16 protein-coding genes are annotated in these 16,753 nt (G+C 45.8%); 4 read left to right on the top strand and 12 right to left on the bottom strand.

Features of this window, described 5'->3' with window-relative positions:
- Positions 1–36: 36 nt before the first annotated feature.
- From mlaC to ASUC_RS04060, 6 genes are all read right to left on the bottom strand, one after another.
- Positions 37–672 carry a phospholipid-binding protein MlaC gene (gene mlaC, locus ASUC_RS04085; protein ID WP_041834607.1) on the bottom strand — a complete coding sequence of 212 codons (636 nt, stop codon included), beginning with the start codon at positions 670–672 and terminating at the stop codon, positions 37–39.
- 33 nt (positions 673–705) lie between these two features.
- A complete protein-coding gene (gene mlaD / locus ASUC_RS04080; protein ID WP_012072536.1) occupies positions 706–1,212 on the bottom strand; it encodes an outer membrane lipid asymmetry maintenance protein MlaD in 507 nt (168 codons plus the stop codon).
- A gap of 103 nt (positions 1,213–1,315) precedes the next feature.
- Positions 1,316–2,095, bottom strand: coding sequence for a lipid asymmetry maintenance ABC transporter permease subunit MlaE (mlaE, locus tag ASUC_RS04075; protein WP_012072535.1), 780 nt, complete (start codon positions 2,093–2,095; stop codon positions 1,316–1,318).
- Entirely contained in the window at positions 2,092–2,889 is a 798-nt protein-coding gene (locus ASUC_RS04070) for an ATP-binding cassette domain-containing protein (RefSeq protein WP_012072534.1), read from the bottom strand. The genes mlaE and ASUC_RS04070 overlap by 4 nt, the downstream gene beginning before the upstream one ends.
- A gap of 177 nt (positions 2,890–3,066) precedes the next feature.
- Positions 3,067–4,773, bottom strand: coding sequence for a 2-succinyl-5-enolpyruvyl-6-hydroxy-3-cyclohexene-1-carboxylic-acid synthase (menD, locus tag ASUC_RS04065; protein WP_012072533.1), 1,707 nt, complete (start codon positions 4,771–4,773; stop codon positions 3,067–3,069).
- A 2-nt stretch (positions 4,774–4,775) separates the two neighbouring features.
- Positions 4,776–6,056 carry an isochorismate synthase gene (locus ASUC_RS04060; RefSeq protein ID WP_012072532.1) on the bottom strand — a complete coding sequence of 427 codons (1,281 nt, stop codon included), beginning with the start codon at positions 6,054–6,056 and terminating at the stop codon, positions 4,776–4,778.
- Positions 6,057–6,467: 411 nt separating this feature from the next.
- Here ASUC_RS04060 and ASUC_RS04055 point away from each other — a divergent pair, with 411 nt between their 5' ends.
- Positions 6,468–7,682 (top strand): pyridoxal phosphate-dependent aminotransferase, encoded by a 1,215-nt coding sequence (locus ASUC_RS04055; protein ID WP_012072531.1) that lies wholly within the window; start codon positions 6,468–6,470, stop codon positions 7,680–7,682.
- A gap of 60 nt (positions 7,683–7,742) precedes the next feature.
- Here the strand turns inward: ASUC_RS04055 and cpxA are convergent, their stop codons facing one another.
- From cpxA to yejK, 4 genes are all read right to left on the bottom strand, one after another.
- Positions 7,743–9,164, bottom strand: coding sequence for an envelope stress sensor histidine kinase CpxA (gene cpxA, locus ASUC_RS04050; protein WP_012072530.1), 1,422 nt, complete (start codon positions 9,162–9,164; stop codon positions 7,743–7,745).
- A 9-nt stretch (positions 9,165–9,173) separates the two neighbouring features.
- Positions 9,174–9,878, bottom strand: coding sequence for a response regulator (locus ASUC_RS04045; protein WP_012072529.1), 705 nt, complete (start codon positions 9,876–9,878; stop codon positions 9,174–9,176).
- A 39-nt stretch (positions 9,879–9,917) separates the two neighbouring features.
- Positions 9,918–10,331, bottom strand: a complete 414-nt coding sequence (gene bamE / locus ASUC_RS04040) for an outer membrane protein assembly factor BamE (protein ID WP_012072528.1) — start codon at positions 10,329–10,331, stop codon at positions 9,918–9,920.
- A 69-nt stretch (positions 10,332–10,400) separates the two neighbouring features.
- Positions 10,401–11,420 (bottom strand): nucleoid-associated protein YejK, encoded by a 1,020-nt coding sequence (yejK, locus tag ASUC_RS04035; protein WP_012072527.1) that lies wholly within the window; start codon positions 11,418–11,420, stop codon positions 10,401–10,403.
- Between the two features lie 111 nt (positions 11,421–11,531).
- Here yejK and ASUC_RS04030 point away from each other — a divergent pair, with 111 nt between their 5' ends.
- The 3 genes from ASUC_RS04030 to ASUC_RS04020 all read left to right on the top strand — a co-directional run bounded on the left by ASUC_RS04030 (position 11,532) and on the right by ASUC_RS04020 (position 14,759).
- Positions 11,532–11,747 (top strand): YejL family protein, encoded by a 216-nt coding sequence (locus tag ASUC_RS04030; protein ID WP_012072526.1) that lies wholly within the window; start codon positions 11,532–11,534, stop codon positions 11,745–11,747.
- A 21-nt stretch (positions 11,748–11,768) separates the two neighbouring features.
- A complete protein-coding gene (locus ASUC_RS04025; protein WP_012072525.1) occupies positions 11,769–13,568 on the top strand; it encodes a DUF3413 domain-containing protein in 1,800 nt (599 codons plus the stop codon).
- A gap of 201 nt (positions 13,569–13,769) precedes the next feature.
- Positions 13,770–14,759: an amidohydrolase family protein gene (locus tag ASUC_RS04020; RefSeq protein ID WP_012072524.1), complete on the top strand. Its 990-nt coding sequence runs from the start codon at positions 13,770–13,772 to the stop codon at positions 14,757–14,759.
- Between the two features lie 108 nt (positions 14,760–14,867).
- On the opposite strand, the gene tsf is transcribed toward ASUC_RS04020, so the two are convergent.
- Both tsf and rpsB read right to left on the bottom strand, forming a co-directional pair.
- A complete protein-coding gene (gene tsf, locus ASUC_RS04015) occupies positions 14,868–15,719 on the bottom strand; it encodes a translation elongation factor Ts (RefSeq protein WP_012072523.1) in 852 nt (283 codons plus the stop codon).
- A gap of 128 nt (positions 15,720–15,847) precedes the next feature.
- The gene (gene rpsB / locus ASUC_RS04010; protein WP_012072522.1) at positions 15,848–16,573 is read right to left on the bottom strand and encodes a 30S ribosomal protein S2; all 726 of its coding nucleotides are present in this window, start codon (positions 16,571–16,573) and stop codon (positions 15,848–15,850) included.
- Positions 16,574–16,753: the final 180 nt, after the last annotated feature.

Below are 16,753 nucleotides of genomic sequence, written 5' to 3'. Positions count from 1 at the left end.
GCCGACCATGTAAGTTTTTCAGCTTGCGTCATAACATTATTTTTTGCTAAAAGTAACCGGAACGGCGGCGGCTTTTTGTACCTGTGCGGTTAAAGCGTCGATTCCCTCTTTGCGCAAAATATTGCTCCATTCCTGCTTCTTGGTTTCCACCATACTTACGCCTTCCGCCGTCATGTCGTAAACTTGCCATTTGCCGGTTTTACTGTTTTTACGCCATTGAAAAGTCAGATTCAACGGTTGCGCCTGAACCAGTTTCACTTTCACGCTGGCTTGGCTGTCGCCGTTCAACTGGGCTTTTTGCACTTGCACGTCCTGCCCGTTGTACATGGTTAACGCCTGTGCATAAGCCTGTTCGATAAACTTATCAAACGCAGCAAAAAAGGTTTCGCGCTGCTGCGGGGTGGTTGAACGGAAATATTGTCCCAACACCAATGAACCTGCGTAATTCACATGTACATAAGGCATTAAGTCGCTACGCACGATATTTTTCAACATATTCGGGTTGGATTTGATTGCCGCATTGTTAGACTTCAAATCCGCAAACAGTTTATCCGCCGCTTGTTGGGTCAATTCGTAAGGTCCTTCCGCCGCCATTACGGTTTGCACGGCAAAAAGTGCGGTGACCAATACGACCATTTTTGATAACCACGTTTTAAATAAAAGCTTCATAATGACTCCTAAACTTCGCTTTCCAAAATACTACGATTATCGGGCTGCGGGCGTGTCGTCCGCGGCACCGTCTTTGTTGTTCTTATCACCGTACAAAAACTGACCGATAAGATCTTCCAATACCATCGCCGATTTGGTATCCACAATTTTGCTTCCCTCTTTCAACATGGCGGTTTCGCCGTCATCAAAACCCACACTCAGAGAAATATATTGTTCGCCCAGTAATCCCGAGGTTTTGATGGAAAGCGAGCTGTTGTCGGGAATTTGATTGTATTCATCATTCACCGCAATCGTCACTTCCGGTAAATAGGTTTTTTCGTCCAATGAAATATCCGTTACACGACCAATCACCACGCCGCCCACTTTCATCGGCGCACGAACTTTAAGACCGCCGATATTATCGAAAGTTGCAGTGATATGATAGGATTTTGTTTCATTAAACCCTTGTACATTGGCGACTTTCAGGCACATAAACACTAACGCCGCAATGCCCAGCAATAAGAAAAAACCTACCCAAAATTCATATTTAATTGTTTGTCGCATAATTTTCAACCTAATTTCTAACGATGATCGTACGGGCTTGCCAGCCCAAAAACAGTTCCTTTTTCGACCGCACTTTGACCGACCAAAGCCGATCGCATTTTTATCAACCGCCGAACATAATGGCGGTTAATACGAAGTCTAATCCCAGTACCAGCAAAGAGGAATGTACTACGGTTTTAGTGGTAGCCTGACTGATCCCTTCGGAAGTCGGTACGCAGTCGTAACCGTTAAACAGTGCTACCCATACGACCGTGAAAGCAAACACGACGCTTTTAATAAAACCGTAAAGCAAGTCTTTACTCGCTACCGCATTTTGCATTACCGACCAAAAACTGCCGCCGTCGATACCTTTCCAGTCCACGCCGATTAAGGAACCGCCGATTACCCCCACCGCCGTAAATAATACGGCTAAAATCGGCATGGCGATCACGCCCGCCCAAAAACGCGGTGCAATCACCCGACGGAGCGGATCCACTGCCATCATTTCCAAACTGGAAAGCTGTTCCGTGGCTTTCATCAGGCCGATTTCCGCCGTTAACGCGGAACCCGCCCGTCCGGCGAATAACAATGCGGTGACCACCGGTCCTAATTCGCGCAATAACGCTAACGCCACCAACTGCCCCACATTTGCTTCCGCCGCAAAATCGACCAGCACCACATAACCTTGCAACCCCAGTACCATACCGATGAAAAAACCCGACATCAAAATAATCAGCAGGGATTGAACACCGAGCACATGCAGCTGTTTAATCAGTAACGGCGTATGCTTGCGGAACTGCGGCGTTCCCACCAACGCACCGAATAACATGAAGCCCGAACGTCCGAGTGCCTGTACGGATTTGATGACGGTCGCACCGAAACCAGAAATCAATTTCACAATCATTGAAACAAATCCCCCAGATAATCATTGGCGGGATAATGGAAACGCACCGGACCGTCCTCTTTACCTTGGATAAACTGCACCACTTGCGGGTCTTCGCTTTTCAGTAAATCCGCCGGCGTACCTTCCGCCACTACGTGTTTATCAGCGATAATATAGGCATAATCGGCAATGCTCAACACCTCCTGTACATCGTGAGAAACCACGATGGAAGTCAGATTCAACGCCTCGTTCAGGCGTTTGATTAAACTGATAATAACGCCCATACTGATAGGATCCTGCCCGGTAAAAGGTTCGTCATACATAATTAATTCCGGATCCAGCGCAATAGTACGCGCCAACGCCGCCCGCCGCGCCATGCCGCCCGACAATTCCGACGGCATTAAATCCGCCGCCCCGCGCAACCCTACCGCTTCCAGTTTCATTAACACCATTTTACGGATCACGGATTCCGGCAAACGGGTATGTTCGCGAATAGGAAACGCCACATTTTCAAAGGTGGAAATATCGGTAAACAGCGCACCGGACTGAAACAGCATACCCATACGCTGACGGATTTTATATAATTCCGAGCGGGACATTTTACAAATATCCGTACCTTCGAACAGAATTTCACCCCGTTCCGGATGAAGTTGCCCGCCAATCAGCTTTAACAGCGTGGTTTTACCGATACCCGACGGCCCCATAATAGCCGTGATGTTACCTCTTTCCACCCGCAAATTCAGGTTATCGTAAATGGTTCGTTCACCACGTTTGAACGTGAGATTGTTCACTTCAATCAGTGTGTTCTCACTCATCGCAATTTTCCATTTGGTTTTCTCAAAAATAAAAGGCGGATTCTGTCAAACCCACCTGTTTGCCCCGGTATTTATATGAATGTCTTTAAGCTATAGACCGCCTAAACAGGGAAATGTTCGGTGCGGTAAAAAACCTTCGTTTTTGTGACCGCACTTTTCCTGCCTTTATATGACGTTCTAAGCGCCGATCACTGCAAAGCTGATCTGCTCCAGCAAACGCTTATATAAATTCGTGGCGTCGTTCGGTCCGGCTTTAATTTCAATCACCGTCGCTTCTTTACGCATATACGCCTGTTTCAGCACGGAACCCAAATCCGCCCAAGTATAAGGACGGGCGTATTTCAGATCAAAAACCGACGCCGCTTCCGCAAAACCGAGATTATGCGGCAGACGATAATAAGCGTTTTTCGCCTCGGCCTCCACCGGCAGCATATCGAAAATCGCTCCGCCGTTGTTGTTAATCACAAACAGTACGAACGGCTGGGTTACTTTTTTCAATAGCGCCAAAGAGTTCAAATCATACAACGCGGACATATCGCCGACTACCGCGGCAACCGCCTGATTGGCACCGATACCGACACCTACGGCGGTAGCGATTAAACCGTCAATACCGCTGGCACCGCGGTTGGTATAAATCGGATAATTTTCGGTACGTTTGGTCAACGCGTCCACTAGGCGCACAAATAAACTGTTACCGAGGAATAATGCCGCATTTTTCGGGAACGCCCGTTCAATGTGGTGCGCCAACGAGGCTTCGTTCAAACTTCCGCCCACCTGTTGTTCGATAAAACTGGAACAGAAATTCGACAACGCCATCGCCTCCAGCAACCAGGGTTTCTGACGCAGCGGCGGATGAGCACGTAACCATAAATGCGCTTTGGCGTTAAAACGGGTTTGAATGTGGTGATAAGGGTCGAGCCGTTTCGGCGATTCGTCCACCACCCAGAATTCGCCCTTAAAATCCGATAAGAACTGGTTAATTCGCTTACTGACAAAATGCGCGCCCAGTTGTACCACCAGATCCGCCTGTAATAATTTTTCCCGCACGGTTTTGTTGGCCAGCCAGATATCCGCATAAGGTAAAGTCGGTTCCACACCGGACTGCACATCCGTTAACAGCACCCACCCCATGGTTTCCGCCCAAAGTTTCAACCCCATGCCGTGCCCCTGTGGCAGTTTACCCGCGACAATCACACCGCGTTTGGTACGCCAGTCGTCCCAATGTTCGTGCATGAGGACTTCCAGTTGCGGTTCCTGATATTCCGTCCACTTTTTATGTTGTCCTAACCAACGGCGCACCGGACCCAACCAAACGTGTTCGTCGATTTCGGTTACGTTCGCTTCATATAAAGGCTCGGCGAAAGGCACGTTGATGTGAACTACGCCCTTTTCTACCAACTGGCTATGACAAGCCTGATCCAAGGTGGAAATCAGCCATTTGGCTGCGTAATTCTGACCGGGTTTCGGCAAATTTACCGTTGCCACGGGATAGCTGGCGAACATATTTTCCTGCAAAATCGCCTGATTCGCGCCGCATTCCAATAATTCCGCCGGACGATCCGCCGTTAACACGATTAGTTTTTCACCGCTTTGGCGGGCTTCGATAATCGCCGGATATAAATTTGCCGCCGCCGTACCGGATGTCACGATCACCGCAACCGGCGAATTGGTGGATTTCGCCATACCCAGCGCTAAAAATCCTAAACCGCGCTCATCAAAATGGGTATGACAGCGCACTTCGCCGCGTTCCTGCAAACGGACGGCTTCAAGAGTTAACGGGGTCGAACGCGAACCCGGCGCAATACACACGTGTTTCACGTTATGACGAACCAAAGTTTCCAAAATCACTTTTGACCAACAACGGTTAAAGGTGCTGATTGACATAGTTACTCTCCACGATGTGTTAATAAGGTTAATAGCCCCGAGGCTTTGCGTTCGATTTCCTGCCATTCTAACAGGGGTACGGAACCCGCTACAATGCCCGCGCCGGCAAAAACGCGGATTTTATTCGATTCAATGAAAGCGGAACGGATAGTAACGCAGAATTCGCTGTGTTCTTTCGTCATCACGCCCAATGTTCCCGCATACCAAGTGCGGTCAAAATTTTCGGTATTTTTTAAAAAATCCAAGGCATTTTTTTGCGGTAACCCCGAAACCGCGGCGGTGGGATGAATCGCCCGCAAGCAAGCCGCATCGGAAAACGGCGGTTTCAATTCCGCCCGAATCCGGCGGCGTAAATGCTGCACGCGGCGCAATTGCTTTAAACCGACTTCGCCCACATCCGTCCGACGGACATAATCCGCTAAATTATCACAAATATCCTTCACTACCAGCAAATTTTCGTTGTCATTTTTCGGATCACTCAACAGCCACGCGGCTTCCCGTTGGTTTTGAATCGGGTCTTCGCTCATCGCGGCGGTCCCCGCCAAGGCTTCCGTCCGAATAAAGTTGTTTTGCCGTGCAAACAGACGTTCCGGCGTCGAGCCTACAAAAACCTGTTGCGGATTTTCTGCATACAAAAAATGATAACAGCCGGTATTTTGTTTTTCGCTTTCGGCTAAAAAATCTTTGCTGTCAATAGGATTTGACGCAATAAAACAGCTTTCGTTCGCCAATACCACCTTAGTGAAATCGCCCCGTTCTATGGCATTCACCGCTTTTTGCACCCATTCGCACCACCGGTTTTCGTCCGCTTTTTGCGACTCAAGCCGCAATGTTTGCCGAACCGGTAAAAGTGCGGTGTAATTCGACAGCGTTTTTACGGCATCCAATGCCGCCTGCCGTTCGTTTTGCGGAGGTTGTTCGCCGTCCGTATAAAGCGTGGCGTACAATTTGTTATTTTTTTGTTCCAGCACCATCCGCGGTAGCCAGAATGTCGCCCGTTTATCAAAGGTCAGTCCGCCCGCCACAAGCAAATCCGTTCGGCGGACAAATTGCTGCGCCGAAATCTCGTCGGAAAACGACCGCACTTTGCCGATAGCCGCTATACAGCGGGAGTTATCGCGGAAATTCAAATAATATTGCGGAAACATTACCTGTCCCTTCAGCCACGATAGCAATGAACCGACCGCCGCCGTTTCCGCCCGAAATGCGGTAATCGTTTGAGATTGCGGGGTGAAGGAATGCGTTTTGATTTGCTCGGACAACGCGTGCTGTAATCGTTCCATTTGTCTGCGACAGAAATTAATCCATAAAAAATGGCGGTTATTTTACCGCAAATAAAAATTTTTTTTTAGTAAATCTTTTATTCCGCCTGAAATGGGGGTAAAGTGCGGTTAATTTGCCGTAAGTTTTTTAGGGTCTGTTATCGTAAACGACTGCGTTGTCGCCTAAAATCGTCGCAAGCCAGGCGTAAAACACAGTTAATAGCGGCCCTATTGACCAGTTTTACAACGACGCATGCGGCGATTTAGGCCCCCCGAAGGGGCGGGCTTATTTTTCGTCGAATCAAGGCGAAAAACATGCCGTTTAGTCATTCTAAACAAACGGTTTTCAACACTGAATCGGCGAAAAATAAGCTTTGCCGCAGCCGTTTATAAAGGATAAACAACCCCTATTTCAACAGTAAGGAACGTTCAATGACTTTTTTTCCTAAATCCGACAAACTCGAACATGTTTGTTACGATATTCGCGGTCCTGTCCACCAAGAAGCATTACGCCTCGAAGAAGAAGGCAATAAAATTTTAAAACTCAATATCGGTAACACGGCGGCATTCGGTTTCGAAGCGCCTGACGAAGTCTTGGTGGATATTATGCGCAATATCGCCACATCGCAGGGCTATTGCGATTCAAAAGGCCTATATTCGGCGCGTAAAGCCATTGTCCAGTATTATCAGTCCAAAGGTATTATGGGGGCGACGGTAAACGATGTATATATCGGTAACGGTGCGTCGGAACTGATTACCATGGCTATGCAAGCGTTATTGAATAATGATGACGAAGTGCTGGTGCCGATGCCGGATTACCCGTTATGGACGGCGGCCGTCACCCTTGCAGGCGGCAAAGCGATACATTATTTATGTGACGAAGAACAGGATTGGTTCCCATCCGTTGAAGACATAAAATCCAAAGTCACGTCACGCACTAAAGCCATTGTAATTATTAACCCGAACAATCCGACAGGCGCGGTATACAGCAAAGAATTGCTGCAAGACATTGTAGAGGTGGCGCGTCAGAACGGCTTATTGATTTTTGCCGATGAAATTTACGACAAAATCACCTACGATGACGCGGTACATTATCATATTGCGGCTCTGGCGCCCGATTTGCTGACAATTACATTAAACGGTTTATCCAAAGCTTACCGGGTGTGCGGTTTCCGTCAGGGATGGATGATTTTAAACGGTCCGAAAGCGCAGGCAAAAGGCTATATCGAAGGGCTGGATATGATTGCGTCCATGCGGTTGTGCGCCAATGTACCGATGCAGCACGCGATTCAGACTGCCCTGGGCGGCTATCAAAGTATCAACGAATTCATCGTGCCCGGCGGACGATTATATGATCAACGGGAACGTGCCTATCAGCTGCTGAACGATATTCCGGGCGTCAGCTGCGTGAAACCGAAAGGCGCCTTATATATGTTCCCGAAAATCGATATTGAACGGTTCAATATTTACGACGACGAAAAAATGGTATTGGATTTATTGCGCCAGGAAAAAGTGTTGCTGGTACACGGTCGCGGATTTAACTGGCATAAACCGGATCATTTCCGTTTGGTTTTTCTGCCGCATATTCAAACACTGGAAGACGCACTGGGTAAATTCGCCCGATTCTTAAGTACATACCGGCAATAATCCCGGGTTCATACAAGGTAAAAAGCATCCGAGGATGCTTTTTATTTTATCCGGATAAATCTATTTATCCGTTACAAGCGGTAACTCCATGACAATCCGTAAACCGCCGAACGGACTTTTTTCCGCCCAAACCTTTCCCTGATGTTGCTGGATAGTATTGACGACAATCGCTAATCCCAGCCCGGTTCCGCCGGTAGTTCGGGTACGCGCTTCATCCACGCGGTAAAAAGGTTTAAAGATTTGTTCGTATTCCCGTTCCGGCACCCCCGCTCCGTTGTCGTCAACGATAATCATCATAAGATCGCTTTTCTTTAGCGTCATCAATGCGACGATTTTATTATTCGTATATTTTAATGCGTTCCGCAAAATATTCTCCAGCGCACTGGCTAAGGCTTCTCGATCGCCTAAAATGGAATAACGTTCGGGATGCTTAATTAATTGAATAAAGGTGAAATCGATTTTTCGGTGTTCCGCTTCGAATTCCGCATCTTCAATCACTTCATTCCAAATAGAATCCACGGTCAGGTAATTGCGTTCTAACTGCAAGCGTAACTGGTTTCGGGAAAGCAGCAATAAGTCGTTGATCATTTTATCCAAACGCTCGGATTCCGTTTCAATCCGCTTTGTTTCCGGATATTCCCCTACGCGACGGCGTAATAAAGCGACAGCCAACTGTAATCGGGTTAAGGGCGTGCGAAGTTCGTGAGAAATAGAGGAAACCAACCGTTGATGAGTATCCAATAACTCCGCCAATGAAACGGTCATATGATTTAAACTTTTCCCTACTTGGCGTAATTCCATCGGCCCCTTATTTTCCAAATCGGGGTTGGTGACAAACTGTCCGAGCGATACCAGTTCCGCGGCCTGTCTGAAACGCTTGATAGGCACTCCGATTCGCCATGCCAACAGCAGCAATACGGGCGTGGATGCCAATGCGATAATCAGCATAATTAAGAACGGATGCGCAAACAGATAAGATAAAAAAACGAGATGCGTATCCACCGGAGAAACAAAATACATTAAATAAGCCACATCCTTCGGTTCATTCCGTTCATTAATCAGATTGATATTAACGGAAAAGGGACCGGCGATACGTCTTTCATTCACAACCTGTATCATCGGATTTGAAAAATCGTTAGAACGAAAAATGAAATTCCGCACGTCTGAATGTTCTTCCGCCGATGTTCCTGCGATTTCTTGAGTATCCGGATTGAACAACACGGCATGCAAATCTCTCGTTTCCTCCGCAGGTAGAGGGTTCTTGGCGAACCCTAAAATACGATAAACCTGATTGGTCCGGTAAACGGAAAGAATTTGTTTATGATAGGTACGTAATTCCTCACTTTCCAGCTTCTCGGGCCTGTGGCTGTCCAGAAAGTGCAAAAGTACGAATGTGATACTCAGGGTGGTGAAAATAACCAACCAAAATGACGCAAGCAGCTGAACAGGAAGGCGGTTAATGCGTTGCAAAAAGGGAAACAAAATTTCCGCCTATTCCGTCAGTAAAATATAACCCCGTCCGCGCACGGTTTTAAACCAAGGCAGACCATGTTCGCGTTCGGGTAATTTTTTTCGTAAATTCGACATGTGCATATCAATAGTACGATCAAACGGTACTAATTCTTTCCCTAAAGCCTCCGAACAAAGACGTTCCCGGGATATGATTTGCCCCTGATATTTCGCCAGAACATATAGCAACGCAAATTCCGAGCTGGTCAGTTCTAAGGTCGAGTCGCGGTAAACCACCTGCTGGCGGGTCGGATAAATTTTCAGTCCGAAAAATTCCATATCCTGCATTTCATCCATTTTGGATGATAAACCCGATATCGGAGCGGCATTCGCCGTCCGGCGTAAAATCGCCTTAATACGAGCGACCAATTCTCTGTCGTTAAACGGTTTCGGCAAATAATCGTCGGCACCGAGTTCTAAACCGATAATACGGTCGATATCGTCACCGCGCGCGGTCAGCATTAAAACCGGCACAACGGATTTTTGACGAATTCGTTTCAGTGTTTCGATACCGTTTAATCCCGGCATCATAACGTCAAGTAAAACCAAACAAATACCGTCATCCAGTTTTTCCAGGGCCTCCAAACCGTTTTGCGCCGTCACTACGTCAAACCCTTCCAGCGACAACAGTTCTCCCAAAAGATCAGTTAACTCGATATCGTCATCGACTAATAAAATTTTCGTCATTAAAGTATCCTATTCATTTTCAACGTTTCGCTCGGAAAATCACTTCCAGAACTGCCACCAACTAGCCGATTCCTGCGCTTCCGCTTCGATAATAGCGTTATTTACCGCTTCTCGTTTGGTTTCCGGCAACGGTTTGTCCAGATTAAAATCCGTGACATTACCCGCCTGATTGAAATTCACCGTTAACGTATGCTGTTCCGGCGTTTCATAGGCTCTTTGTTGCAAATATACGTAATACCAGGTTTGCGTACTGAACGGATCCTTCAGCGCCGGCGTACCTAACAAGTATTTAACCTGCTCGCGCGTCATACCTACTTGCAATTGTTCGACTGTCGATTGTTCCAGATAGTTGCCTTGCGGCACATCGATACGATATACCACTTTTTCTACCGTCGAACATGCGGACACCGCAAACGATATGCAAAGTGCGGTCAAAATTGGTTTGATTTTCATTATTTTAGTCAGCCTTATTGTCCTAAACTATAGATAACGATGATACAGAAACTTCGGGAAATTGCCAAACTAATTCTCATGCGTCAGATTTCGCCGTAACTGATCACGCAGATTCGCCGGCAATCCGTGAATCGTCAAGCTGTCCGCCGCTTCATCCCAGATAATACGTTGATTGATTAATTCCGCATCGAAACTGATGGTAACACCTTTTCCCGAACCGGAAAATTTGGTCAGCGATTTTAATGTCGAACGCAGCGGCGGAATGCTTTCCTCCAAGCCGTAATCCCGTTCATGAGCAAAGGCGGCAAAAGATCGTTCATTTAGAGTAGGCAACTCCTCGGAAAGTTCCGCCAAAGCAATTTCATCGCCGCTGTTAATTTGTCCTTTACAGTAATCGAATACTTGTTTTTTCACTGCCTGCGTCTGTGCTTTATTCAATTCGCCCTGTTCGCAATAATCGCTTACCGCCTGCAACAGGCACTGATTTTGTACCTGCGGATTCAAGCCTTCGTCCGCCCCTAAAAAATCCATAAAGAAATCGCCGACTTTGCGCCCGACACGGCCTTTGATAAACGTCAAATAACGGTTGGACTGAGCGTTCAGGCGTAAATCCGTCAAATTAATCCGCGCCGCAATATCAAACTGGTTAATATTCAGATATTGGGTACGCTGAATCTCTAAGTTTTCATCCACCAACATACTGATTCGGCTGTCCAGCAGTGCAATGAACAGATAGTCCGTCGCCAAAAAGTTGTATTGGCACAACACCAGCGTACCGCTTTCTGCGAAAGTATATTTACCCAGCTCAGTCGCCAGTAATTTAGCGGCCTCGTAACTAAACGGCAAAAAATCCGTTTCCTGTTCCAATAATCGATTCAGCTGCCGTGCAAACAAAGATTCCTCTTTAAATACGCCGTAACCTTTGGCTTTGCCTTGATAAGCCTGGTGCAGTTCAAGCATCAACTGCTCCACTTCTGCACTGATTTGCAACAGATCATTGCGTAATACCGTGTTTAACTGCACATTTCCGTCTTCGGCGGCTTGCTTAACCAGTTGATGTAATACGATTTGATTGACTGTAATGCTCATTTTATCACCCGAATGAAAAGAAATTTATAAAACGACGCTAATTATAACCGCACTTTATATGAAAATGTGATAGGATCACGCAATTAAATCCACCGTATTTCAGATCTGGTTATGGCTAAAAATTCAAAATATTCGGACAAACAAGTTGATGCGGTTTTGCACGACATGATCGCCGTGTTGGAAAAACATCAGGCTCCTGTAGAATTATCGCTTATCGTCCTAGGCAATATGGTCACCAATTTACTCGCCAGCAGCGTAGGGACCCATCAACAAGCGGCACTGGCACAGGCATTTTCCGATGCGTTAATGAATTCGGTAAAAAAATAAACGACTGGTACCGGAACGCGTATGCTTTGGTTTAAAAACGGCAAAATCAAATTCGATCGGCAATATCGGGAACAAACCTCCCAGAAAATATCCTGGGGACACTGGTTTGCATTTTTCAATATCATTTGGGCCGTTTTAATCGGTTCCCGTTACGCATTCATTATTGACTGGCCGAATACTTTTTTTGGCAAACTGTACTTTTTCATTAGTTTGCTCGGGCATTTCAGTTTCGTCAGTTTTTCAATTTATCTGCTCGTTATCTTTCCGCTCAGCTTCATCATCAAAAACGAACGTACCTTTCGCGGCATTTCCGTGATTATAGCTACTCTGGCCACCACTTTATTATTGGTGGATACGGAAGTGTTCGCCCGTTTTAATCTGCACCTTACCTCCGTAGTGTGGAACTTGCTGGTAAACCCCGAAAACGGCGAATTATCCCGCGACTGGCAGATTTTCTTCACGCCCATGCCTTTTTTGCTACTCGTACAGATGGTCTTTTCCCGTTGGGCATGGCATAAACTGAGAAGTCTGGAACGACAGAAATGGATCCGTCCGGTCGGTTTCGGTTTTACTACGCTCTTTATTTTTTCCCATTTGATTTACGCCTGGGCGGATGCTGCAATTTATCGTCCGATTACCATGCAGAAATCGAATTTCCCATTGTCCTATCCGATGACGGCACGTTCATTTCTGGAAAAACACGGCTTCCTGGACAAAGAAGAACATCAGGCAAAAATAGACAAAGAAGGGCAGGTTGATGCGCCTGCCATTGAATACCCGAAAAACACCTTAACCTATAAAACCACGACGGAAAAACCGAATCTGTTAATCATTACTATTAACGGCTTGCGTCAAGATGCGGTTCAAATGGAAAAAATGCCGATGTTGAGCGAATTTGCTTCGCAATCCACTCGGTTTACCAATCATTATACCACCGGACTAACGGGCAACGGCGCCCTCACAGGGTTATTCTACGGGCTGACCGCCAACTATACCGGTAGTTTATTAAACCAAAAACTGTCTTCCGTTCTAGTGGATAAATTACGTCAGGAACAATACCAATTCGGTTTATTTTCCGCCACCAACTTTAAAGACAGCATATTCAAACAAGCCTTGTTTTCACAAATAAGAATGAAGCGGGGCAAAAAAACTAACGAAAGTGCGGTCAAAAATTGGCAGGAATGGTTTAACCGCCGGCTAACGGATACGCCTTGGTTCGGCTACATCAGTTTGGATTTGATCCAAACCATGCAGCAAAAGAACTATACGGATTTAGCGGCTGAACAACAGGCTTATGAACAGCAGCTGGCACAAACCGATCAATTATTACACCGGATATTATCCCGGTTGAGAGAACAGAATCAACTGGAAAATACGGCGGTAATTATTACCTCGGAACGCGGATATGTCTTCCGAAAGACAGAGAAGGAACAACTGGAATATTTCACGCCGGAAGCCGTAAAAGTACCGATGATTGTTGCCTGGAAAGAGCTGAATACGGGACTTGAAAACAAATTAACCAGCCATATCGACGTACTTCCCGCATTAATGTACAACCTGTTTTGGGTGAAAAACCCGAATACGGACTATACGTTAGGGCATAACCTGTTCGACCACACCCAACGCCCGACGGAATGGATTTTACTGGCGGATAACCGTCAAAACGTAATCATTGTAACGGACGGTACGCAGTACCATCTTGATCGCAAAGGAAATTATCAAAAATTTGACCGCACTTACGAAAAAACTTCATCGACCCGACCGCCTCTCGGTCTATTCCTGGATGTTTTTACGCAAAACCGATCTTTTATTGAAAAATAACGCTCGGACGATTATACTACCGACCTAGCATCAATAGAGACTAGACGACAATGTTATTAATGAAAAATCAGAGAGTTTTTTATAACATTCCTTTCCGTGTCACCGGCAAATCTTCGTCGGTTGGCGTCTTTTTTCATAGTCCCATCTGTCTATCGCTAATCTCATTTATTTCACCGATTTATTCTTTTTACGGAGTTATATATGAAGAATCACGTTCGTAGTTTTAAAACCTACATCCGAGACGAAATCATCAAAAAAGGCGGTTGGGTCAATGCTCACGCTCACGCCGACCGCGCTTTTACCATGACCCCCGAAAAAATCAGCATTTACCACAACAGCAATCTTCAACAAAAATGGGATTTAGTAGATGAAGTGAAACGAACATCGACGGTAGAAGACTATTATGCCCGTTTCTGTCAATCCATCGAATTAATGATTTCCCAAGGCGTAACGGCATTCGGTACCTTTGTTGACATCGATCCCGTTTGTGAAGACCGCGCTATTATAGCCGCCCATAAAGCCCGTGAAATTTACAAAAACGACATTACATTAAAATTTGCCAATCAGACATTAAAAGGCGTGATCGAACCGACAGCCAAAAAATGGTTTGATATCGGTTCGGAAATGGTGGATATGATCGGCGGGTTACCCTATCGTGACGAATTGGATTACGGACGTGGGCTGGAAGCTATGGACATTTTGCTGGATAAAGCGAAATCTCTCGGTATTATGTGCCACGTACATGTAGATCAATTCAATACGCCGAAAGAAAAAGAAACCGAACAACTTTGCGATAAAACCATCGAACACGGTATGGAAGGTAGAGTAGTTGCTATTCACGGTATTTCCATCGGCGCACATTCCAAAGAGTATCGTTATGCCTTATATGAAAAAATGCGACAGGCCAAGATGATGATGATTGCCTGTCCGATGGCATGGATCGACAGTAACCGTAAAGAAGAACTGATGCCGTTCCACAATGCATTAACACCGGCGGACGAAATGATCCCGGAAGGTATCACCGTCGCACTGGGTACGGATAATATTTGTGATTATATGGTCCCGTTATGCGAAGGAGATTTATGGCAGGAATTAAGTCTGCTGGCGGCCGGATGTCGTTTCCCTAATCTGGATGAAATGGTAAATATCGCCAGTATCAACGGACGTAAAGTCTTAGGATTAGATGTCTAACTTCCGTTTACTGATTAAAACCATCTTCAGATGGTTTTTTTATTCAGATTATCGGTAATAAAAAAGCAGGCATTCAGCCTGCTTTTAGCATATTTCGTGAATTAAAAATTAAGCGTTACCACCGGTGATTTTAGCCACTTCAGCTGCAAAATCTTCTTCCACTTTTTCGATACCTTCACCCACTTCAAAACGGATGAAACCGGATACTGTCGCACCGGCCGCCTTCAAAAAGTCACCGACAGATTGTGAAGGATCCATCACGAAAGGCTGCCCGGTTAACGAAACTTCACCGGTGAATTTTCTCATACGTCCTTCAACCATTTTTTCTGCGATTTCACGCGGTTTACCGGATTGCATTGCGATGTCTACCTGGATGTTACGTTCGTGTTCAACCACATCGGCAGGAACATCGGTCGGGTTTACATATTCCGGACGGCTTGCCGCAACATGCATTGCTACTTTTTTGAACAACTCTTCGTCACCACCCTGACCGGCAACCAACACACCGATTTTCGCACCGTGCAAGTAAGAAGCACGTGCATCATCTAAGTATTGTACACGACGGATAGTCATATTTTCACCGATTTTAGCCACTAATGCCGCACGTTTTTCTTCAAATTGTGCTGCTAATGCTTCAATTTCAGTGCCTTTGTTTGCCGCTGCAAAATCCGCTACTTCATTTGCCAAACCTAAGAAACCGGCATCTTTCGCGACGAAGTCGGTTTCGCAGTTCATTTCAACTAATACGCCGAAACCGTTTGCAATACGCGCAACGATAACACCTTCGGCCGCAACACGACCCGCTTTTTTAGCCGCTTTAGCCTGACCGGATTTACGCATGTTGTCGATTGCTAATTCGATATCGCCGTTCGCTTCAACTAACGCTTTTTTACATTCCATCATACCTGCACCGGTACGTTCACGAAGTTCTTTAACTAATGATGCTGTAATTTCAGCCATTTTCTTGCCCTCTAAAATTGAGTTGGAATTTGATTGAAATGCGACGTTTTAAAAATAACGTAAAAAAACACCGCACTTTAGAATTTGAAATAAAACAGGGAACCTTCGCTCCCTGTTTTTATGCCGGATTACTCTGCAGCCTCTTCAGAGAATTTTTCTTCAACTGCTTGTTCGGCTTTGCGACCTTCTTTAACTGCCGCAGCTGCCGCGGTTAAATATAATTGAATCGCACGAGTGGCATCATCATTACCCGGGATAACAAAATCAACATTATCCGGACTTGAGTTAGTATCTACAATCGCGAATACGGGAATACCTAAATTGTTGGCTTCTTTAATTGCGATGTGTTCGTAATCCGCACCGATTACGAAAATAGCATCCGGAAGGCCCGCCATATCTTTGATACCGCCAAGGCTTAATTCCAATTTAGCCATTTCGCGTGAACGATCTAACGCTTCTTTTTTGGTTAATTTTTCAAATGTACCGTCTTGAGATTGGGTTTCCAAATCTTTTAAACGTTTGATTGATTGACGAACTGTTTTCCAGTTAGTCAGCATACCGCCTAACCAACGGTGATTAACATAAAATTGCTGGCAATCTACCGCTGCCGCTTTAACCGCTTCGCTTGCCGCACGTTTAGTACCGACGAATAAAATTTTACCGTTGTTGTTTGCGATACGGGTTAATTCGGCTAATGCTTCGTTGAATAACGGAAGGGTTTTTTCAAGATTCACGATATGAACGCCGTTACGAGCACCGAAAATGAACGGTTTCATTTTTGGGTTCCAGTAACGAGTTTGGTGACCGAAATGTACGCCTGCGTTAATCATTTCACGCATTGAAACTTGTGCCATAATATTTTCCTTTTATTGGGGTTGAGCCTCCACATACCAAGTAAACCGACCGTTTGGCACCCCGATTTACCCGAACGATATGTGTGTGTTATTACTAAAATAAATTTGATTATTTTGGCAAGCCAAAAATAACCGCGCTTTTATATCATAAAGTGCGGTCAAAAACCAGCGAATTTTCGA

Source organism: Actinobacillus succinogenes 130Z (assembly GCF_000017245.1).
Classification (GTDB): Bacteria; Pseudomonadota; Gammaproteobacteria; order Enterobacterales; family Pasteurellaceae; genus Exercitatus; species Exercitatus succinogenes.
Note: the sequence above shows the minus strand (reverse complement) of the source record. Positions and strands in the feature narration are given on the sequence as shown.